Annotated in this window: 16 protein-coding genes; 11 read left to right on the top strand and 5 right to left on the bottom strand. The window is 70.7% G+C overall.

Translation table 11 applies throughout. The features are described from left to right. Positions 1 to 219: 219 nt before the first annotated feature. A complete protein-coding gene (locus OHT77_RS12210) occupies positions 220 to 906 on the top strand; it encodes a response regulator transcription factor (RefSeq protein ID WP_266773186.1) in 687 nt (228 codons plus the stop codon). 9 nt (positions 907 to 915) lie between these two features. Continuing rightward, positions 916 to 2328, top strand: coding sequence for a sensor histidine kinase (locus tag OHT77_RS12205; RefSeq protein WP_328828314.1), 1413 nt, complete (start codon positions 916 to 918; stop codon positions 2326 to 2328). 86 nt (positions 2329 to 2414) lie between these two features. Here the strand turns inward: OHT77_RS12205 and OHT77_RS12200 are convergent, their stop codons facing one another. Then, positions 2415 to 3413, bottom strand: coding sequence for a TAXI family TRAP transporter solute-binding subunit (locus tag OHT77_RS12200; RefSeq protein WP_328828312.1), 999 nt, complete (start codon positions 3411 to 3413; stop codon positions 2415 to 2417). Positions 3414 to 3500: 87 nt separating this feature from the next. Here OHT77_RS12200 and OHT77_RS12195 point away from each other — a divergent pair, with 87 nt between their 5' ends. The 3 genes from OHT77_RS12195 (at position 3501) to OHT77_RS12185 (ending at position 6415) form a co-directional block, all read left to right on the top strand. After that, a complete protein-coding gene (locus OHT77_RS12195) occupies positions 3501 to 3905 on the top strand; it encodes a MazG nucleotide pyrophosphohydrolase domain-containing protein (RefSeq protein ID WP_328828310.1) in 405 nt (134 codons plus the stop codon). A 63-nt stretch (positions 3906 to 3968) separates the two neighbouring features. Next, positions 3969 to 5486: a tRNA (N6-isopentenyl adenosine(37)-C2)-methylthiotransferase MiaB gene (miaB, locus tag OHT77_RS12190; RefSeq protein ID WP_328828309.1), complete on the top strand. Its 1518-nt coding sequence runs from the start codon at positions 3969 to 3971 to the stop codon at positions 5484 to 5486. Positions 5487 to 5689: 203 nt separating this feature from the next. Continuing rightward, the gene (locus OHT77_RS12185) at positions 5690 to 6415 is read left to right on the top strand and encodes a class III extradiol dioxygenase subunit B-like domain-containing protein (protein ID WP_328828308.1); all 726 of its coding nucleotides are present in this window, start codon (positions 5690 to 5692) and stop codon (positions 6413 to 6415) included. A 756-nt stretch (positions 6416 to 7171) separates the two neighbouring features. On the opposite strand, the gene OHT77_RS12180 is transcribed toward OHT77_RS12185, so the two are convergent. Together OHT77_RS12180 and OHT77_RS12175 are read right to left on the bottom strand one after the other, a co-directional pair. Then, positions 7172 to 7477 carry an antitoxin gene (locus OHT77_RS12180; protein ID WP_328828307.1) on the bottom strand — a complete coding sequence of 102 codons (306 nt, stop codon included), beginning with the start codon at positions 7475 to 7477 and terminating at the stop codon, positions 7172 to 7174. Positions 7478 to 7501: 24 nt separating this feature from the next. Then, positions 7502 to 7789: a hypothetical protein gene (locus OHT77_RS12175; protein ID WP_328828306.1), complete on the bottom strand. Its 288-nt coding sequence runs from the start codon at positions 7787 to 7789 to the stop codon at positions 7502 to 7504. Between the two features lie 182 nt (positions 7790 to 7971). Here OHT77_RS12175 and miaA point away from each other — a divergent pair, with 182 nt between their 5' ends. From miaA to hflX, 6 genes are all read left to right on the top strand, one after another. Further along, complete coding sequence (miaA, locus tag OHT77_RS12170; protein ID WP_266773199.1) at positions 7972 to 8910, top strand: tRNA (adenosine(37)-N6)-dimethylallyltransferase MiaA; 939 nt, start codon at positions 7972 to 7974, stop codon at positions 8908 to 8910. A 108-nt stretch (positions 8911 to 9018) separates the two neighbouring features. Next, complete coding sequence (locus OHT77_RS12165) at positions 9019 to 9519, top strand: hypothetical protein (RefSeq protein ID WP_266776793.1); 501 nt, start codon at positions 9019 to 9021, stop codon at positions 9517 to 9519. 59 nt (positions 9520 to 9578) lie between these two features. Next, entirely contained in the window at positions 9579 to 10448 is an 870-nt protein-coding gene (dapF, locus tag OHT77_RS12160) for a diaminopimelate epimerase (RefSeq protein ID WP_328828305.1), read from the top strand. Positions 10449 to 10731: 283 nt separating this feature from the next. Then, the gene (locus OHT77_RS12155; RefSeq protein ID WP_328828304.1) at positions 10732 to 12876 is read left to right on the top strand and encodes a RelA/SpoT family protein; all 2145 of its coding nucleotides are present in this window, start codon (positions 10732 to 10734) and stop codon (positions 12874 to 12876) included. Between the two features lie 222 nt (positions 12877 to 13098). Next, positions 13099 to 14646 (top strand): M1 family metallopeptidase, encoded by a 1548-nt coding sequence (locus tag OHT77_RS12150; protein WP_328828302.1) that lies wholly within the window; start codon positions 13099 to 13101, stop codon positions 14644 to 14646. Positions 14647 to 14810: 164 nt separating this feature from the next. Then, positions 14811 to 16304 (top strand): GTPase HflX, encoded by a 1494-nt coding sequence (hflX, locus tag OHT77_RS12145; protein WP_328828301.1) that lies wholly within the window; start codon positions 14811 to 14813, stop codon positions 16302 to 16304. A 194-nt stretch (positions 16305 to 16498) separates the two neighbouring features. Here the strand turns inward: hflX and OHT77_RS12140 are convergent, their stop codons facing one another. Continuing rightward, on the bottom strand, positions 16499 to 17695 hold the full coding sequence (locus tag OHT77_RS12140) for a trypsin-like serine peptidase (protein WP_328828300.1): 1197 nt from the start codon (positions 17693 to 17695) through the stop codon (positions 16499 to 16501). 186 nt (positions 17696 to 17881) lie between these two features. Further along, entirely contained in the window at positions 17882 to 19111 is a 1230-nt protein-coding gene (locus tag OHT77_RS12135) for a trypsin-like serine peptidase (RefSeq protein ID WP_328828299.1), read from the bottom strand. Between the last annotated feature and the right edge of the window lie 745 nt (positions 19112 to 19856).

Genomic DNA, 19856 nt, shown 5'->3' with positions numbered 1-19856 from the left:
CTGAGCGAGATCTGAGCATCACGATCGGATAGCAATCGGACACGTGTCGTAGCACTGGACGCCGGGACGCGTACCGGCTGGATAACGGAAGCGGCGAGCAACCGGAACCCACTTGACGGCGTCTTCGTCCATCAGCGTGACTGCCTGGGTGCACGCGTGCGTGAGACATGCTTTTGTACAGGCCGACACCATACGAACGATGAACCGGAGGGGGCCGGGATGAGACTGCTCCTCGTCGAGGACGACAACCATGTCGCCGCCGCTCTGTCCGCGGTCCTGGCGCGGCACGGATTCGACGTCACCCACGCCCGCAGCGGCGAGGAGGCCCTCCAGGCACTCGTCCCCGAAGGCGACGTCTTCGGTGTCGTCCTTCTCGACCTCGGCCTGCCCGACCAGGACGGCTACGAGGTCTGCGGCAAGATCCGCAAGCGCACCAGCACCCCGGTGATCATGGTGACCGCCCGCTCCGACGTGCGCTCCCGCATCCACGGCCTCAACCTCGGAGCCGACGACTACGTGGTGAAGCCGTACGACACCGGGGAACTGCTCGCCCGTATCCACGCCGTCAGCCGGCGCAGCGTCCACGAGGACGCGAGCGGCGACGGCGACACCGCGCTCAGGCTCGGCCCGGTGCGCATCGAACTGCCCACCCGCCAGGTCAGCGTGGACGGTTCGGTCGTCCAGCTGACCCGCAAGGAGTTCGACCTGCTGGCGCTGCTGGCCCAGCGCCCAGGAGTGGTCTTCCGCCGGGAGCAGATCATCAGCGAGGTGTGGCGCACCAGCTGGGAGGGCACGGGACGCACCCTGGAGGTGCATGTCGCGTCCCTGCGCGCCAAGCTGCGGATGCCCGCGCTGATCGAGACCGTACGAGGCGTGGGCTACCGGCTCGTCGCTCCGGCCGCGTAGCGGGCACGGGTGCGCACACGGCTCCTCCCGCTGCTCATCGTCCTGATGGCGGCCGTTCTGCTCGCGCTCGGCGTGCCGCTCGCGATCAGCGTGGCCGCGGCCCAGCAGCAGAAGGTGATCGTCGACCGCATCGACGACACCGCGCGGTTCGCGGCCCTCGCCCAGTTCGTCACCGACGTGCCCACGGGATCACGCCCCGCCGACACCGTCCCGGACGAGCGCCAGCAGACCCTGGACCGCGAACTCAGCAGCTACTACGAGGTCTACGGCATCCGCGCGGGCGTCTTCTACCGCACCGACACCTCCATGGCGAACGCCCCGGACGACTTCCTGGTGCCCAAGACGGGCGAGGTGCGCGACGCGTTCGCCGAGGCGCTCCTCAGCCGCCGCAGCCACGACCCGGAGCAGGTCTGGCCCTGGCAGCGCAACCGCCTGGTCGTCGCCTCGCCGGTCATCCGCGACGGCGACGTCATCGCGGTCGTGGTCACCGACTCGCCCACCGGACCGATGCGTTCACGCACCGTGCGCGGCTGGCTGACGATCGGCGCGGGCGAGATCGCCGCGATGCTGCTCGCCGTAGGCGCCGCCCTACGGCTGACCGGCTGGGTCCTGCGCCCCGTACGCGTCCTCGACGCCACCACCCACGACATCGCCACCGGGCGCCTGAAGTCCCGGGTCGCGGCCGCCGGCGGGCCGCCGGAACTCCAGCGCCTGGCCCGGTCGTTCAACGAGATGGCGGACAACGTCGAGGACGTGCTGGAGCAGCAGCGCGCCTTCGTCGCCGACGCCTCGCACCAGTTGCGTAACCCGCTCTCGGCGCTCCTGCTGCGCATCGAACTGCTCGCACTCGAACTCCCGGAGGACAACGACGAGATCGCCTCGGTCCGCACCGAGGGCAAGCGCCTGACCCAGGTCCTGGACGACCTGCTCGACCTAGCCCTGGCCGAGCACGCGGACGCCGACCTCAGGATCACCGACATCGGCGCGCTGACCGCCGAGCGCGTCGCGGCCTGGGCGCCGACCGCCGAGGCCAAGGGCGTGCGGCTGGTGGGCAGTTGCCCGCCCACCACGGCCTGGGCCGACCCGATCACGCTGTCCAGCGCCCTGGACGCGGTGATCGACAACGCGGTGAAGTTCACGCCCGAGGACGAGTCCGTGGAGGTCACGGTCGCGTCGAACGGCGAGACCTCGACCGTCGTCGTCGCGGACCACGGCCCGGGCCTCACCGAGGAGGAACTCGCGCGCGTGGGGGACCGCTTCTGGCGCAGCGGCCACCACCAGAACATCAAGGGCTCCGGCCTCGGCCTGTCCATCTCGCAGGTCCTGCTGGCCGCGGGCGGCGGCTCCCTCACGTACGCCCACCACGAGCCGCACGGCCTCAAGGTGACGGTCACGGTCCCCAGGAGCGGCCCGACGGCCTGAACGGGCCCTCCAGGGGCCTGTGTTGGGCCCTCACGGGCCGCGGGCCGACGGCCTGGGGTCGTTACGGTCCGGGGCGGTCCTACGGCCTACGGCTTGACGGAGCGGTAGTAGCGCCGGGCGCCCTCGTGCAGGGCCAAGGGGTCGGTGTAGATCGCCGTCCTCAGGTCCACGAGTTGCGCGGAGTGCACGTGGGCGCCGATGCCGTCCCGGCTCTTGATCACGGTCTTGGTGATCCACTCGGTGAGCCGGGGGTTCAGGTCCTCCCGGGTCATCAGCAGGTTGGACACGGCGATCGTCGGCACCGTGGACCCGCGTTGGATGCTCGGGTAGGCCGACTCCGGCATGTTCGTCGCGCGGTAGTAGCGGGTGGCATCGCCCTGCTCGTGCATCTTGGCGACCAGGGTGGCGTCTATGGGCACGAACCGGAACGAGTAGTGGGCGGCGAGGTCCTTCAGGCCGTCCGTCGGCAGCCCGCCGGACCAGAAGAACGCGTCGATCTTGCCCCGCCTGAGCAGATCCGGACCGGTGTCGATACCGGCCGGCACCGGCTCGACGCCCTTCTTCGGATCGATGCCGGCCGCCGTGAGCACCCGGTCCGCGATCAGCCGCACACCGGAACGATCGGGCCCTATGGCCACCCGCTTGCCCCGCAGATCGGCCACCGAGTCGATGTCCGAGTCGTGCGGGACGATGAGCTGGACGTAGTCGTCGTAGAGCCGCGCGACCCCCCGCAGCTCGGACGCACCGGGCTTGCCGCCCATCTCGTACGTCTCCACCGCGTCGGCCGCGGCGATGGTGAAGTCGGCGTGACCGGTCGCCACGCGCGCGACGTTCTCCTGCGACCCGGCGCTGTTCACCAGCTTCACCTTGAGGCCCGGCATGTCCTTGTCCAGCTCGGTGCGCAGGAGCTTGCCGTACTCCTGATAGACCCCGAGCGGGGTCCCGGTGCTGAAGGTGATCGTCCCGGTCGGCGGCTCGTCGCCCAGGGGCAGCAGCCACCACAGCAACAGCCCGAACGCGACGACACCGGCCGCGGCGCCCTGCAGGGCCCGGCGCCTGCTGATACGGGAGAACACCTTGAACATGCGCGCGATCCTGCCAGCCGGTGCGCGGTGCTGACCAGGGCGGGCCTGGCGGGCCGGGGTGTCAGTGGTGATCGTTAGGGTCGGGGCATGAGTTCTTCGCCCGCCGACCTGGTCCGCGAATTCCACCTGACCTTCGGGCTCGACGCCCGCACCACCCCCACCGAGGTCTCGCCCGCCCTAGCCGCCCACCGGGGCGAACTGCTCGCCGAAGAGGCCGCCGAAGTCGCCGAGGTCGCGGTGCACGGCCCTCTCGACCAGTTGGCGCACGAGCTGGCCGACGTCGTCTACGTCGCGTACGGCACCGCCCTCGTCCACGGCGTCGACCTGGACGCGGTGATCGCCGAGATCCACCGCTCCAACATGACCAAGATCGGCCCGGCCGGCGAGATCGCCCGCAGAGCCGACGGCAAGGTGCTCAAGGGGGAGCACTACGAAGCGCCGGACGTCTCCGGGGTGCTGCGCAAGCAGGGGTGGGACGCGGGCGACGCCTGACGTGAGCCGGGGCGGTTCTCGGCCGCCGGGAGAGTCACTCCCGGCACCGCCTACCCTTGTCACATGAGCAGCGGTGACCGGAGCGGGGCAGTGGACGTCAAAACGTACGAAGTGCGCACCTACGGGTGCCAGATGAACGTCCACGATTCCGAGCGGCTCTCCGGACTCCTGGAGGGTGCCGGTTACGTGCGCGCCCCCGAGGGCTCGGACGGGGACGCGGACGTCGTCGTCTTCAACACCTGCGCCGTGCGCGAGAACGCCGACAACCGCCTCTACGGCAACCTCGGCCGCCTCGCCCCGATGAAGACGAAGCGCCCCGGGATGCAGATCGCCGTCGGCGGCTGCCTCGCCCAGAAGGACCGCGACACCATCGTGAAGAAGGCGCCCTGGGTGGACGTCGTCTTCGGCACGCACAACATCGGCAAACTGCCGGTCCTGCTGGAACGCGCGCGCGTCCAGGAAGAGGCACAGGTCGAGATCGCGGAGTCCCTGGAGGCCTTCCCCTCGACGCTGCCGACCCGGCGCGAGAGCGCCTACGCGGCCTGGGTGTCGATCTCCGTCGGCTGCAACAACACGTGCACCTTCTGCATCGTCCCGGCCCTGCGCGGCAAGGAGAAGGACCGCCGCACCGGCGACATCCTCGCCGAGATCGAGGCCCTGGTCGGCGAGGGCGTCTCCGAGATCACCCTGCTCGGCCAGAACGTCAACGCGTACGGCTCCGACATCGGCGACCGCGAGGCCTTCAGCAAGCTGCTCCGCGCGTGCGGCGCGATCGAGGGCCTGGAGCGGGTCCGCTTCACCTCCCCGCACCCGCGCGACTTCACCGACGACGTCATCGCCGCGATGGCCGAGACGCCGAACGTGATGCCGCAGCTGCACATGCCCATGCAGTCCGGGTCCGACCCGATCCTCAAGGCCATGCGCCGGTCGTACCGCCAGGAGCGCTACCTGGGGATCATCGACAAGGTGCGCGCGGCCATCCCGCACGCCGCCATCACCACCGACATCATCGTGGGCTTCCCCGGCGAGACCGAGGAGGACTTCGAGCAGACGATGCACGCGGTCCGCGAGGCCCGCTTCGCGCAAGCGTTCACGTTCCAGTACTCCAAGCGGCCCGGCACCCCGGCCGCGACCATGGAGAACCAGATCCCCAAGGAGGTCGTCCAGGCGCGCTACGAGCGTCTCGTCGCCCTCCAGGACGAGATCTCCTGGGACGAGAACAAGAAGCAGGTCGGCCGCACGCTGGAGCTGATGGTCGCCGAGGGCGAGGGCCGCAAGGACGGCGCCACCCACCGCCTCTCCGGCCGCGCCCCCGACAACCGCCTCGTCCACTTCACCAAGCCGGACCAGGAGGTCCGCCCCGGTGACGTGGTGACGGTCGAGATCACCTACGCCGCCCCGCACCACCTCCTCGCCGAGGGCCCCACCCTGAACGTGCGCCGCACGCGCGCGGGCGACGCGTGGGAGAAGCGCAACGCGGCCGAGGCCGCGAAGCCGGCCGGCGTGATGCTGGGCCTCCCGAAGATCGGCGCGCCGGCGCCGCTGGCGGTCGCTACGGGGAGCGGTTGCGGGTGTGACTGAGGTGTCGTTGCGCTCCTGCTGAGTGACGGTGGGGGCGCGACGGTTAGGCCCGTGTGGGCGGGGCCGTGTGAGGCGTGCGCCTGCGTGGCCGAGTGAGGCGGGTATGCCCGCGGGACGTGGACCCTGCGATGGGGGCGCCCGTGTGACATGACCTGTGGATTGTCGGCGTGGCCTGTCCGGGGTGCCTTGTTAGGGTTCCGGCCATGCTTGTAGCCGCCGCTGTCTGTCCCTGCCCGCCGCTTCTCGTCCCCGATGTCGCCGCCGGCGCCGCGCCGGAACTGGCCGTCGCGCGGGCCGCGTGCACCGACGCGTTGGGCGTGCTCGCCGCCGCCCGGCCCGACCGACTGGTGGTCGTCGGGCCCGCCGAGCAGAGCGGGCGCGGGCCGCATCCTCAGGGCACCCGGGGTTCGTTTCGCGGCTTCGGCGTGGACCTCGACGTACGGCTGGGCGGGGACGGGCAGGCAGAGACCGGCGCCGTGTCGGAGCGCGAACTTCCGCCCTCGCTCGCCGTCGCCGCGTGGCTGCTGGAGCGGACCGGGTGGTCCGACGCCCCGATCGAAGGACTCGGCGCAGGGGAACCTCTCGAGCCCGAGCGGTGTATTCAAACCGGGAGGAACATCGTCGCCCCGACCGACCGGGTCGCGCTGCTGGTGATGGGCGACGCCAGCGCGTGCCGGACGCTGAAGGCACCGGGCTATCTCGACGAGCGGGCGGCACCGTTCGACGCGGAGGTCGCGCGGGTGCTGGGCGCGGCGGATGTGGCGGGAGTGAAGGCGCTGGACGCGGAGCTGGCGTACGAGTTGAAGGCGTCCGGCCGGGCGCCGTGGCAGGTCCTTGCGGGGGCGGCGGAGGGAGCGGGGTTGGGCGGGGCGTTGTTGTACGAGGACGCGCCGTATGGGGTTGGGTACGTGGTTGCTACCTGGTCGTAGGGGCGGGGCGGGGCGGGGCGGGGCGGGGCGGGGCGGGGCGGGGCGAGGCGAGGCGAGGCCGGGGCGGGGCGGGCTAGAGGGGCGGCGGGGCTGTGGCCGGGGCGGGTGCCGGTGCGCTTGCCCGGCGCGCTGAGCCCGTGGCGTGGCCTTGGCGTGGGTCTGGTCGGCCGTCGCTTGTGGGGGGCATGGCGTGAGCTTCGCGTTGTCCGTGCGGGTACGGGTGCGGGTGCGGGTGCGGTTTGGTTCGGGTTGCGCCGGCCCGAAGGTGGCGCCGCGTGCCATGTGTTGCGCCTGAGCAGGGCGGGGACGGCGGCCTAGGTGGTGGCGGGGGAGTGGGCAGCGGAGGCAGCCCACGGTGGGCGGCTGAGGTGACGGACACCTGCGCCTGGGCGCAGACGCGCACCGCTCGCCGCAGCCGTCGCGCAGAGGGCGGGTGCCGGGTGGAGGGCAGCGCGGCTGACGGGCGGTACGAAAGGCAGGCGGTGCGGGACAGGCGGCGGGCCCCGAGGGCTGCCGTAGCGCCCGCGCACCGCCTTCACTCACCTCGCTGCGAACCGACCCCACTCACCCCGGTCCGAGCCGACCCCACCCGCCCCCCTCACCCTCAAGCATCCGAACCGGCCCGGCCCGCAATCCGAACCACCCCGGCCCGCAATCCGAACCGCCCCCGCCGAGTCCCCTCCGCCTCACGAAACGCCGGACGGCCGAGGAGCCCTAAGCCCCTCGGCCGTCCGCCGATCGCTGTGCAGGTGCCGCTCAGGGAGCCGGCGGAGTCGAGCCCGGCGGTGGCGGCGTCGTGCCCCCCGCCCCCGGTCCCGCGCTTCCGGCGCTCCCCGCGCTCCCCGTCCCGTCGTCCTTGTGCGCGAAGCGGTCCATGGCGTCCTTGGCCTTGCCCGTGCCGGTCTGGATCTTGTCGCTGTACTTGCCCTTGGTCTTCTCGTCGACCATCTTCGCGGCCTTGTCCAGGCCGTTCTCGATCTTGCCTCCGTGCTGCTGCGCGAGGCCCGAGACCTTGTCCTTCGCCGGGGCGAGTTTGGCCTTCCAATTGTCCATCAGACCCATGGTTCACCTTCCCACGCGGGGCAATTACGTGCGGGCGCCCTCACCGGCCTCGTTGTCGGCGGCCACCTCGGCGGACTGCTGTTTGGGGATTTCGACGCCGTCGGCAGCGTCCGCGGATCCGGCGGTCGCGACGGCCTCCGTCGCCGTCGTCCCCGCCGCTTCCTCGACCCCTGCCCCCGCCTCGGTCCCCGACACCTCGTCCGCCGCCTCGGCGGTCGGTGCCTCGGCCGTCTCCGTGTCGGTCACCGCCTCGGCGGTCGACGCCTCCTCCGTAGCCTTCGACCTCCGAAGAATCCGGTCAAAAACGCCCATATCAACTCCATACGTTACTCGTGCGGGCGAAATCCCGCGTAGCCCGGTGCGTCCGTTTGCGTCGCCTGGGTCACCGCCTCCAGAAACCGGCGGCGGGATACCTCGCAACGGCAACGACCCCACGCGTGTGCTGTCACGTAACTCGTTCGAGGCGAGGGTCCGACGTTTGGGAGACTGGGAGTGTGAGCAGCGCACCCCCCGCCCCCCGAGTCATCGCCGTCGTCGGACCGACCGCGGCCGGAAAGTCCGATCTGGGCGTCTTCCTGGCCCAGCGCCTAGGTGGCGAGGTCGTCAACGCCGACTCCATGCAGCTCTACCGAGGGATGGACATCGGCACCGCCAAGCTGACGCCCGAGGAGCGCGACGGCGTCCCGCACCACCTCCTGGACATCTGGGACGTGACGGTCACGGCGTCCGTCGCCGAGTACCAGCGGCTCGCCCGCGAGCGCATCGACGCCCTGCTCGCCGAGGGGCGCTGGCCGATCCTGGTCGGCGGCTCCGGCCTCTACGTGCGCGGCGCCGTGGACAACCTGGAGTTCCCCGGCACCGACCCCGAGGTCCGCGCCCGCCTGGAGGAGGAGCTCGCCCTGCGCGGCTCCGGCGCCCTGCACGCCCGCCTCGCCGCCGCCGACCCCGAGGCCGCGCACGCGATCCTGCCGAGCAACGGTCGCCGTATCGTCCGCGCCCTGGAGGTCATCGAGATCACCGGCAAGCCCTTCACCGCCAACCTCCCCGGCCACGACTCGATCTACGACACCGTCCAGATCGGCGTCGACGTGGCGCGCCCCGAACTCGACGAGCGCATCGCGCGCCGGGTCGACCGGATGTGGAGCGCGGGCCTCGTGGACGAGGTGCGGGAGCTGGAGGCGCGCGGCCTGCGCGAGGGGGTCACGGCGTCCCGCGCGCTCGGCTACCAGCAGGTGCTCGCGGCGCTCGCGGGGGAGTGCACGGAGCAGGAGGCGCGTGCGGAGACCGTGCGTGCCACCAAGCGCTTCGCGCGCCGTCAGGATTCGTGGTTCAGGCGCGATCCTCGGGTGCACTGGTTGAGTGGGGCTGCGGCGGATCTCACAGAACTTCCGCACCTGGCACTGGCGTTGGTCGAACGACCGGTCACAGCCTGATCACGTCATGGCATCGGGACGCTCCGGCCGCCGTTTCGGCCTCCGGGGGCGTGCCATCATCGAGCTTCGATCGACCAAGTGGAGTCCGAGTTGGGAGGGCGCGTGGCGATGGAGGCCGGCCCTCGCGAGACCGCAGAAGGCGCTGAGCAGGTCACCGCGGACCGTGGTGAACCGGAAGAGGGCGACGGCAGGCTGAGCCCGGACGGCCCGGACGAGATCCAGGGCGGTGTGACCGCCGACGGTCCCGGGCCCGACGAGATGTTCGCCGGACCCGAGGTCGAGGTCGAGCTGCGGCCGCAGCGCCGTCTCCGCATCTGGCAGCTCGCGCCCATCGTGGCCCTGGCCGCGGTCGGCTCCCTGATGTTCGCCTTCCCGCTCGCCTTCGACTTCGGCGACAGCGGGGCCGTGATCGCCATGCTCGGCCTGCTCATCTGCTCCTGCGCGGCCGGCTGGGGCATGATGGCCGCCCGCCGCGTCGGCTCCACCTGGCCCGGCTTCCCGCAGCGCGGCTCCGGGGGCCGCCCGGACTACCGGGTCGTCATCGCGTACGCCCTGGTGGTGGGCGCGGTGGTGGTCCTCGCCGTGTGGCGCGTGGCCAGGCTCCGCTAGCCGCCGCGGCCGGTCACCGTGATCGTCGGGTTGTCGTAGGCACCCCGTACGATCGAGGAATGAGCACGCGGATCGCCTTCCTCAAGGGGCACGGCACCGAGAACGACTTCGTGATCGTCCCGGACCCCGAGAACGCCATCGACCTGTCCCCGGCCGCCGTGGCCGCCCTGTGCGACCGCCGCGCGGGCATCGGCGGCGACGGACTGCTGCATGTGGTGCGGTCCGCCGCGCATCCCGAGGCGCGCGCCATGGCGGCCGAGGCGGAGTGGTTCATGGACTACCGCAACGGCGACGGCTCGATCGCGGAGATGTGCGGAAACGGCACCCGTGTGTTCGCCCGCTATCTCCAGCGCGCCGGTCATGTGGCCGAAGGTGACTTCGCGATCGCCACGCGCGGGGGCGTGAAGACCATGCACATCGCCAAGAACGGCGACGTCACCACCGGCATGGGCAAGGCCCGTCTCCCCGAAGGGGACGTCAAGGTGACCGTGGGCGACCGCAGTTGGCCCGCGCGGAACGTGAACATGGGCAACCCGCACGCGGTCGCCTTCGTGGACGACCTCGCGCACGCCGGCGACCTGTACGCCCCGCCGCCCTTCAGCCCGGCCGCCGCCTACCCGGACGGGGTCAACGTGGAGTTCGTGGTCGACCGCGGCCCCCGGCACGTCGCCATGCGCGTGCACGAGCGCGGCGCCGGCGAGACCCGCTCGTGCGGCACGGGCGCGTGCGCGGTCGCCGTGGCCACCGCGCGGAGGGACGGAGCCGACCCCGCCGTCACCGGGACGCAGGTGACGTACACCGTCGATGTGCCCGGCGGAACGCTCGTGATCACCGAGCGGCCCGACGGAGAGATCGAGTTGACCGGTCCCGCGGTGATCGTCGCCGAAGGCGAGATCGATGCGGAGTGGCTGGAAAACGCCATCCGCTGAATGGGTGAAACGCAGTCCCGGCCGCCTCGGGTGCCGTGAATCAAAGACTCCGGCGTCCGGTGCGGCTCGAAAGCACGGCTGACCTCGTACGCCGTGGCGCAAAACCATAAACCTTCCGACCTTCGCTCGAATGGGTGATCCGTTTCACGCTCGGCGAGAGGCGGTCAGTCGCACGTGGTGGGCTCGGTAGCATCAAGCACCGGCCCGGACGGGGGAGCGAAGATCCCCTGAGCCGAGTACGCCATGGGGCATCCGTCCGCCGGTCAAGCAGCCGGAGGTGCCCATGAGTGCGGAGGCCACGAACCCTGCGACCCCAGGCCCTGTGACCAACACAGTGCCCCGCAGGAAGGCCCGCCCCCGGATCGACCTGCGCCGGCTCGGCCGGGCCGCCCTGCTCGGCCCCACCGCGCGCGACCGGCTGCCGGACGCCATCGGCCATGTCGCCGAGGCCCACCGCGCCCACTATCCCGACGCCGACCTCGAACCGCTGCGCCGCGCCTGGGTGCTCGCCGAGTCCTCGCACCGCGGCCAGATGCGCAAGAGCGGCGAGCCGTACATCACGCACCCGCTCGCCGTGACCCTGATCCTCGCCGAACTCGGCGCGGAGACCACGACGTTGACGGCCTCCCTGCTCCACGACACCGTCGAGGACACGGAAGTGACGCTCGATCAGGTCGGCGAGGAGTTCGGCGCCGAGGTGCGCTATCTCGTCGACGGCGTCACGAAGCTGGAGAAAGTCGACTACGGCGCCGCGGCCGAGCCGGAGACCTTCCGCAAGATGCTCGTCGCCACCGGCAGCGACGTCCGCGTGATGTCGATCAAACTCGCCGACCGGCTGCACAACATGCGCACCCTGGGCGTGATGCGCCCCGAGAAGCAGGCCCGCATCGCCAAGGTCACCCGCGATGTCCTCATCCCGCTCGCCGAACGGCTCGGCGTCCAGGCGCTCAAGACCGAACTCGAGGACCTGGTCTTCGCGATCCTCCACCCCGAGGAGTACGACCACACACGCGAGTTGATCGTCGACAACGCCTCCCGCGCGGACGACCCGCTAGCCGAGGTCACCGACGAGGTACGCGGGGTCCTGCGCGACGCCGGCATCCAGGCCGAAGTCCTCATCCGGCCACGGCACTTCGTCTCCGTGCACCGCGTCGCCCGCAAGCGCGGCCGGCTGCGCGGCGCCGACTTCGGCCGCCTCCTGGTGCTCGTGAACGAGGACGCGGACTGTTACGGCGTCCTCGGCGAGCTGCACACCTGCCTGAAGCCGGTCGTCTCGGAGTTCAAGGACTTCATCGCCGTCCCCAAGTTCAACCTGTACCAGTCGCTGCACACCGCCGTCGCCCACACCGACGGCCAGGTCGTCGAAGTCCTCATCCGCACCCACCAGATGCACAAGGTCGCCGAGGCCGGGGTCATCGCGCTCGGCAATCCCTACGCTCCTCCTTCGGAGGAGCAACAGGCCGCGAACGACGGCGAGCGCGCCGACCCCACCCGGCCCGGCTGGCTCTCCCGCCTCCTCGACTGGCAGGAGGGCGCGCCCGACCCCGACACCTTCTGGTCGACGCTCCGCGAGGACCTCGCCCAGGACCGCGAGATCACCGTGTTCCGGCCCGACGGCGGCACGTTGGGCCTGCCCGACGGCGCGACCTGTGTGGACGCCGCGTACGCGCAGTACGGCGAGGACGCCCACGCCTGCATCGGCGCCCGCGTCAACGGCCGCCTGGCGACCCTCAGCACGGTTCTGAAGGACGGCGACACCGTCCAACTGCTCATGGGCCAGGACCCGGCCTCCGAGCCCTCCAGGGAGTGGCTGGAGCACGCGCACACGCCTGCCGCCCGGATCGCCATCCAGCGCTGGATCACCGCGCACCCGGGAAGTGACGACGGAGCGGGCGCCGCGGCCGACGAGAGGGCACGGAGCGTCCGCACGGCGCCCCCCGCCGCCGAAGACGTCGCGCCCCCCTTGGACGCCCCCGCCACCCCCGTGGTCGACCAGCCCGGCGCGACCGTACGGCTCGCCGGCTGCTGCACGCCCGTACCGCCCGACGAGGTCACCGGATTCTCCGTACGCGGCGGGGTCGTGACCGTCCACCGTGTGGAGTGCAGCGCGGTGGCGCATATGAAGGGCGTGGGGCGCGCGGAGGTCGGAGTGCGCTGGGGGGACACCACCGAGTGCCGGGTCACGCTGGTAGCCGAATCGTTCGGCCGCCCGCATCTGCTCGCCGACCTCACCGAAGCGATCGCCCTGGAGGGCGCGGAAATCGTCTCGGCGACCGTCGAACCCCCCACCCAGCAGCGCGTCCGCCACACCTACACACTCCAACTCCCGGACGCCGCCCACCTCTTGACCCTCATGCGGGCGATGCGCAACGTCCCGGGCGTCTACGACGTGAGCCGCGCGCAGCATCACCAGACGTCGGGCTTCTGAGCGGGGCGCGAGCTTCGAAACCGGCCTCTTGGGGTGTGCGCTCAGTTTTTGGCTCCCCTGTAGAGGTGCTTTTGCGACGTGCGCCTGGTGGGGCCTTTGCAGCGCGTGGCTAGAGGAGCCTTTTGCGACGTGCGTCCGCTGTGAGGCCCCGGAAGACCCCGTTCGAGTGGGCCGGTCGCGAGTCGTCGCCGTACGGCACGCGCGCGCTGGTAGCGGTGGTGCATGCTGCTCACCCCCCGCACCGGCACGACCGGCAACGGCGTCCCCCGCACCGGCTCCGGCGATCCGGCCCCCCGGTCGCGCACCAGGAACTCCCGACGACTGAAGGCGGCGCTGCTCGCCTCCGCCGTGTCCGTCTGCCTCGTCGCCGCGAGCGCGCCGCCCACGCCCCTGGGAGTCGGTGACCGTCTCTTCCCGACCCTGGGCAACCCGGGCTACGACGTGGCGTCGTACGACCTCTCGTTCACGTATCCCGGCAGCAACAGCAAGCCCCTCCAGGCCGTCACCACCATCGACGCGTGGACGACCCGGACGCTGGACCGGATCAACCTCGACTTCGCGCACGGCACCGTGGACTCGGTCGAGGTCGACGGGCGGCCCGCCGACTTCGCCAGTGCCGACGAGGACCTGGTCGTCACTCCGGAGAGGCCGATCTCCGAGGGGAGCTGGACGCGGATCACCGTCCGGCACACCAGCGACCCCGTGTCCGCCAAGGGCGAGGACGGCGGCTGGGTGCGCACCAAGGACGGGCTCGCGATGGCCAACCAGGCCGACGCAGCGCACCTGGTGTTCCCGTGCAATGACCACCCCTCCGACAAGGCGATGTTCACCATCAGGGTCACCGCCCCCAACGCCTACACGGCCGTCGCCAACGGACTCCCGGCCGGCGTCGACAAGGCCGGCGGGAACACCACCTGGACCTACCGCACACAGCACCCCATGGCCACCGAACTCGCCCAGGTGTCCATCGGCCGCTCCGCCGTGCTGCACCGCACCGGGCCGCACGACCTGCCGATGCGGGACGTCGTCCCCGCCAAGGACGCCAAGCAGCTCGAACCGTGGCTCAAGAAGACCCCCGACCAGATCGCCTGGATGGAGAGCAAGGTCGGCCGGTACCCCTTCGAGACCTACGGGCTGCTCATGGCCGACGCGTCCACCGGCTTCGAACTCGAGACGCAGACGATCTCTCTCTTCGAGAGAGATCTCTTCACCGAGCCCGCCTACCCGAAGTGGTACGTCGAGTCGATCATGGTGCACGAACTGTCCCACCAGTGGTTCGGTGACAGCGTCAGCCCCGGCACCTGGTCCGACCTGTGGCTCAACGAAGGACACGCCACCTGGTACGAGGAGCTGTACGCCGAGGAGAAGGCGCACCGGCCCATGGAGACCCGCATGAAGGCCGCCTACGAGGCCTCCGACCGCTGGCGCGCCGCCGGCGGACCGCCCGCACTGCCCAAGGTGCCCGCACCCGGCCAGAAGATCGGCATCTTCCGCCCGAACGTCTACGACGGCGCCGCCCTCGCCCTCTACGCCCTGCGCCAGGAGATCGGCCGCCCGGCCTTCGAACGCCTGGAGCGCAGCTGGGTCCACATCCACCACGACGGCACGGCCACCACCGCGGACTTCGAGGAACTCGCCTCCGCGATCTCCGGCCGCGACCTGAGCGACTTCTTCAAGGCCTGGCTCTACGACGCGAAGACCCCGCCGATGCCGGGGCACCCGGACTGGAAGTCGCAGGCACCGGTGAAACAGCGCGGCCAGGGGCAGTGAATAAGGCAGTGACGTGGCGATCCGCGCCGTGCGACCATCTTCAGGTCGGCGGCGCGGGTACCGGTACACACCGGGCAGCCATCGGGATTCCGGATTCGCCGGGAATCTCCGGAGGCACTCGCACGTTATGACCTTTGCAGGACTCCCATCGACGTAAGGACCCAATGACCTCCTCTTCTTCCCCTTCCCAGGACACTGAGCGCTTCGCGCACGCCTATCCCGAAGGTCTTCGGGCCGATGCCCTGATGGAAGAGGACGTCGCCTGGAGCCACGAGATCGACGGAGAGCGGGACGGCGACCAGTTCGACCGCTCCGAGCGCGCGGCCCTGCGCCGCGTCGCCGGCCTTTCCACCGAGCTCGAGGACGTCACCGAGGTCGAGTACCGACAGCTCCGCCTGGAGCGCGTCGTACTCGTAGGCGTCTGGACCACCGGCACGGTCCAGGACGCGGACAACTCGCTCGCCGAGCTGGCCGCCCTCGCGGAGACCGCGGGCGCGCTCGTGCTCGACGGTGTCGTCCAGCGCCGTGACAAGCCGGACGCGGCCACCTACATCGGTTCCGGCAAGGCGAACGAACTGCGGGACATCGTCCTGGAGACCGGCGCCGACACCGTCATCTGCGACGGTGAGCTGAGCCCGGGCCAGCTGATCCACCTCGAAGACGTCGTCAAGGTCAAGGTCATCGACCGTACGGCCCTGATCCTCGACATCTTCGCCCAGCACGCCAAGTCCCGAGAGGGCAAGGCGCAGGTCGCGCTCGCGCAGATGCAGTACATGCTGCCGAGGCTCCGCGGCTGGGGTCAGTCGCTGTCCCGTCAGATGGGCGGCGGCTCGGGCGGCGGCCTCGCCACCCGTGGTCCCGGTGAGACCAAGATCGAGACGGACCGGCGTCGTATCCGCGAGAAGATGGCGAAGATGCGCCGGGAGATCGCGGACATGAAGACGGGCCGCGACATCAAGCGCCAGGAGCGCCGTCGCCACAAGGTGCCCTCGGTCGCGATCGCCGGTTACACCAACGCCGGCAAGTCCTCCCTGCTCAACCGCCTCACGGGCGCGGGCGTCCTGGTGGAGAACGCACTGTTCGCCACCCTCGACCCGACCGTGCGCCGGGCCGAGACCCCGGGCGGACGGCTGTACACACTGGTCGACACCGTCGGCTTCGTCCGGCACCTGCCGCACCACCTGGTCGAGGCCTTCCGCTCCACCATGGAGGAGGTCGGCGACGCCGACCTGATCCTGCACGTGGTGGACGGTTCGCACCCGGTCCCGGAGGAGCAGCTGGCCGCCGTACGCGAGGTGATCCGGGATGTCGGCGCCACGAAGGTGCCCGAGATCGTCGTGATCAACAAGGCGGACGCGGCGGACCCGCTGACGCTCCAGCGCCTGATGCGGAACGAGAAGCGCTCCATCGCGGTCTCGGCCCGCACCGGCCAGGGCATCGACGAGCTGCTCGCGCTCATCGACAACGAACTGCCGCGCCCCTCGGTCGAGATCGAGGCGCTCGTGCCGTACACCCACGGCAAGCTGGTCGCCCGCGCCCACTCCGAGGGCGAGGTGATCTCCGAGGAGCACACCGCGGAGGGCACCCACCTCAAGGTCCGGGTGCACGAGGAACTGGCGGCGGAGTTCGCGCCGTACGTCCCGGCACCGCTGGCCTGACGGGTCGTAGCGGACGTCGTCGAAACGGTCGTAGCGCAAAAGCTGTGGCCGCGGAGATGGTCGCAGCAAAGGCCGTGGCCGTTGCAGACGGCCGTGGAACAACCCGAAGGCCCGCCCCCAACTCGTTTCCCGGGGGCGGGCCTTCGGCATGCACGCGTGTGTGCGGGTGCCTGTGAGCGGATGCGTGTGCGGGGTCACTGACCGCCGTGGGTCTTGCTCATGTTCTCGTAGAGCGACTCGGCGGTGGCGCCGAGTTGGGGGCCCGCGAGCCAGGTGTTGTCGGTCGGGCCGATCGAGGTGTTGGAGACCAGCTCGGTCTTGCCGTTGACCACGCGGAACCAGCCGCCGCCGGACGAACCGCCGGTCATGGTGCAGCCGATGCGGTACATCGTCGGCAGGGTCGTGTCGAGCGACAACCGGCCCGGCCGGTCAAGGCACTTGAACATCTTCAGACCGCTGTACGGCGGCGCGGCCGGGTAGCCCCAGGCGCCCATCGAGCCGGCCTGGGCCGCGGAGGGCGCCGAGAAGTCGATGTCGAGCGCGGCACCGACCGTCTCCTCAAGGGACTTGGAGCCGGACTGCGGCTTCACATGCAGGATCGCGTAGTCGTACGCGGCACCCGCGCCGCCTGTCTCCGAACCGCCCTGGATCCACTGGTTCGACGTCGACGCCCAGTCCGCCCACCACTGGCCGTAGGGAGCTATTTCCGACGCCGAGGCGTTCCTCAACTGGGCGGCGGACTCACCGAGATCGTTGTACGAGGGCACGAACTCGATGTTGCGGTACCAGCCGCCGTCCTTGCCCGCGTGGACGCAATGGCCCGCCGTCCAGACGAGGTTGGACTTGCCGGGGTGGTTGACGTCCTTGACGACCGTCCCGGAGCAGACCATCGAACCCTCGGGGGAGTCGAAGAAGACCTTCCCGACCGGGGCCGCGTTCTGGTGGTACGGCGTCTTCTCGGCCGTGGCGTCGACGGGCGTCGGCTCAGGGTCGCTGATGCCCTGGTCGGCGGCGGCGTCCTTCGTCGTGACCGTCTTGTTGGCCTCGTCGGCGGACTTCATCCGCTCGGGCTTCCACAGCCCCTTGATCACCGGATTGACGAAGTCCTTGGCCGAACTGAGCCACTTGTCCCTGTCCCAGTCCTTCCAGCCGCCGTCGGCCCACTTGTCCACGTCGACGCCGTGCCGCTTGAGCTTGTCGGCGACGGACGACGGAATCCGGGCCTTGTCCTGACCGGAGGTCCGCGTGGCGGTGGCGGTGGGCTTGTCGCTCGCCGAGTCGTCGCCGTTGCAGGCGGTCGCGGTGAGCGACAGGGCCGCGACGAGACAGGCGGCGGCCAGAACGGTGCGCCGCCCGTGCGGATCGGTCGCGGACGTGGTTGTGGAACGCATGGTGCGATTACCCCCGTGGAAACTACTGGTCTTCTGCTGCTGGTCTCTCTGGCCGATCGGGTGCCAGTGAGCGTGCAGCGACACCCCACTATGCCTGGGGAGTTGGGGACGAACGCCGGTGAGGCGGTGAGGTTCCTGTGAGACACCCCGCCCGCGTCTGTCCCCCGACTGTGCCTGCCCCCGCGCCTACTGTCCGGCGAACTTCTTGCTGACCGAGTCGTACACACCCTTGGCCACATCGCCCAGCCGCGGGCCCGCCAGCCAGCCCGAAGTCACCGGGCCGATCGAGGTGTTGGAGACCAGCGCGGGCTTGCCGTCGGAGCCCGTCTCGACCCAGCCGCCGCCGGACGAACCGCCGGTCATCGTGCAGCCGATGCGGTACATCGTCGGGTCCGAGACGTTGATCGACAGCCGCCCCGGCTTGTCCGTGCACTGGTACAGCGTCGAACCGTCGTACGGCTTCGCCTCCGGGTAGCCGGTCGCCGTGAGGGTGGACACCTTCGGCACGGCAGGCGCGTTGAAGTTCACCGGCAGCGCCGAACCGACCGTCTCCTCAAGGGACTTGCCCCCGTTGCCCTTCTCCGGCGTCACATGGATCACTGCGTAGTCGTACGACGAACCCTGGCCGCCCGTCTCACCGCCCTGGTCGATCCACTGCTGCGAGGTCCGCGCCCAGTCCGCCCACCAGACGCCGTAGGGAGCGACCTGCTCGCGGGTCGCGGTCTCCAACTGCGCTGCCGAACGACCCGAGTTGTTGTACGACGGCACGAACGCGATGTTGCGGTACCAGCCGCCCTTCTTGCCGGCGTGCACGCAATGGCCCGCCGTCCAGACCAAGTTGGACTTGCCCGGGTGCGCCGGGTCCTCGACGACCGTCGCCGAGCAGACCATCGTGCCCTCGGGGGAGTCGAAGAACACCTTGCCCGCCGTCGCCGCGTTGGCGTGGTACGTGGGCGACACGGCTTTCGCGTCCACCACCGCGGGCGTCGGGTCGGTCACTCCCTGGTCGCCGGAGATGTCGTTGGTGTCGACGCCCTTGTCCGGGTCGTCGGCGCCCTGCATCCGGCCGGAACTCCACAGCCCCTTGATGATTGGGTTGATGTAGTCGTCGGCCTCGCGCAGCCAGTCCTCCTTGTTCCAGTTCTTCCAGGCGCCGCCCTTCCACTTGTCGATGTCGATCCCGCGCTCTTTGAGCTTCTCCCTGATGTCGTCCGGGATCTTGATCTTGCCGTCACCGGTGTCACTGCTGCTCGCGGACGCCGTGGACTGCCCATCGGCCTTCGTGTCACTGGAACCGCACGCGGTCGCGGTCAGCGCGAGCGCCGAGGCGAGGGCAACGGCGGCCAGCACGGGGGAGGTTCCGCGCCGCGCGCCCCTCCCACGACGGGCGCTGAAGGACGGCCGTATCGATCGCATGGTCTTGACTCCCCCTGGGTGAACGGACGGTGCGCTTCCGACGGTGATCTCAGCCGGACCCCATTGCGGGTCCACGCCGAACTCACGACCTACGGAACGGCACCACACACTATGCGCTCGCTGTGGGCGACTTCCCACGGAACGGCAACGGTTTAGCTACGGCAAGGATCTTGAGGCAACCCGTAACCCGGTGCGGGGTGGGGTGTTGGTAGCGGTGGGCGGTCTGCTGTCGATACGCCGGCCCCTGTGCCCGTGGCGACTGCACCGGCGGCGATGCGAGGCCTCAACTCGGCTGTGGGCGGCCGGGGGGAGGGGTGGCTGTGGGTGAGTCGGGTCTGGGCCTGCGGCTGTGCGTGGGCCCCCGTTGGGGGATGTGGGTCTGCGGCGGTGGGCGGGGCCCGGGAGTCGTTGGTGTGTCCTCGGTGGTGGGAGCGCGGGAGGGTGTCTTGGGGGATGGGCGGCGGGTGACCAACATGTGGGCGGCCACGGGCGGGAGTTGGGAGTTGGAGGTCGGGCGGAGTGAGAGCGCTCTGTGGGTTCGGTCGGCGGGTCAGGGGGGCGGGGATGACCCGGGCTGTGAGCGGGCGCGGGACGTGGGCTGGGGTGCTTCGGGCGGTGAGCTGATGCGGGGTGGGGATGGGGATGGGGGCGGGGATGTTCCGGGTTGCGAGGCGACGGGGGACGGGTTCGGGGTTGCCTCGGGCGGTGGGGCGACGTGTGACGGGTTCGGGGATGCGTCGGGTAG

The sequence above is a fragment of the Streptomyces sp. NBC_00252 genome, assembly GCF_036187565.1.
Classification (GTDB): Bacteria; Actinomycetota; Actinomycetes; order Streptomycetales; family Streptomycetaceae; genus Streptomyces.
This window is presented reverse-complemented; position numbering and strand designations above follow the sequence as displayed.

Coding starts and splice junctions, on each gene's coding strand:
- OHT77_RS12200 (WP_328828312.1), bottom strand. CDS start 3,413: ATGTTCAAGGTGTTCTCCCGTATCAGCAGGCGCCGGGCCCTGCAGGGC.
- hflX (WP_328828301.1), top strand. CDS start 14,811: ATGACCTCCTCTTCTTCCCCTTCCCAGGACACTGAGCGCTTCGCGCAC.
- OHT77_RS12195 (WP_328828310.1), top strand. CDS start 3,501: ATGAGTTCTTCGCCCGCCGACCTGGTCCGCGAATTCCACCTGACCTTC.
- miaB (WP_328828309.1), top strand. CDS start 3,969: ATGAGCAGCGGTGACCGGAGCGGGGCAGTGGACGTCAAAACGTACGAA.
- OHT77_RS12155 (WP_328828304.1), top strand. CDS start 10,732: ATGAGTGCGGAGGCCACGAACCCTGCGACCCCAGGCCCTGTGACCAAC.
- OHT77_RS12185 (WP_328828308.1), top strand. CDS start 5,690: ATGCTTGTAGCCGCCGCTGTCTGTCCCTGCCCGCCGCTTCTCGTCCCC.
- OHT77_RS12180 (WP_328828307.1), bottom strand. CDS start 7,477: ATGGGTCTGATGGACAATTGGAAGGCCAAACTCGCCCCGGCGAAGGAC.
- OHT77_RS12165 (WP_266776793.1), top strand. CDS start 9,019: ATGGAGGCCGGCCCTCGCGAGACCGCAGAAGGCGCTGAGCAGGTCACC.
- OHT77_RS12210 (WP_266773186.1), top strand. CDS start 220: ATGAGACTGCTCCTCGTCGAGGACGACAACCATGTCGCCGCCGCTCTG.
- dapF (WP_328828305.1), top strand. CDS start 9,579: ATGAGCACGCGGATCGCCTTCCTCAAGGGGCACGGCACCGAGAACGAC.
- OHT77_RS12135 (WP_328828299.1), bottom strand. CDS start 19,111: ATGCGATCGATACGGCCGTCCTTCAGCGCCCGTCGTGGGAGGGGCGCG.
- OHT77_RS12140 (WP_328828300.1), bottom strand. CDS start 17,695: ATGCGTTCCACAACCACGTCCGCGACCGATCCGCACGGGCGGCGCACC.
- OHT77_RS12150 (WP_328828302.1), top strand. CDS start 13,099: ATGCTGCTCACCCCCCGCACCGGCACGACCGGCAACGGCGTCCCCCGC.
- OHT77_RS12175 (WP_328828306.1), bottom strand. CDS start 7,789: ATGGGCGTTTTTGACCGGATTCTTCGGAGGTCGAAGGCTACGGAGGAG.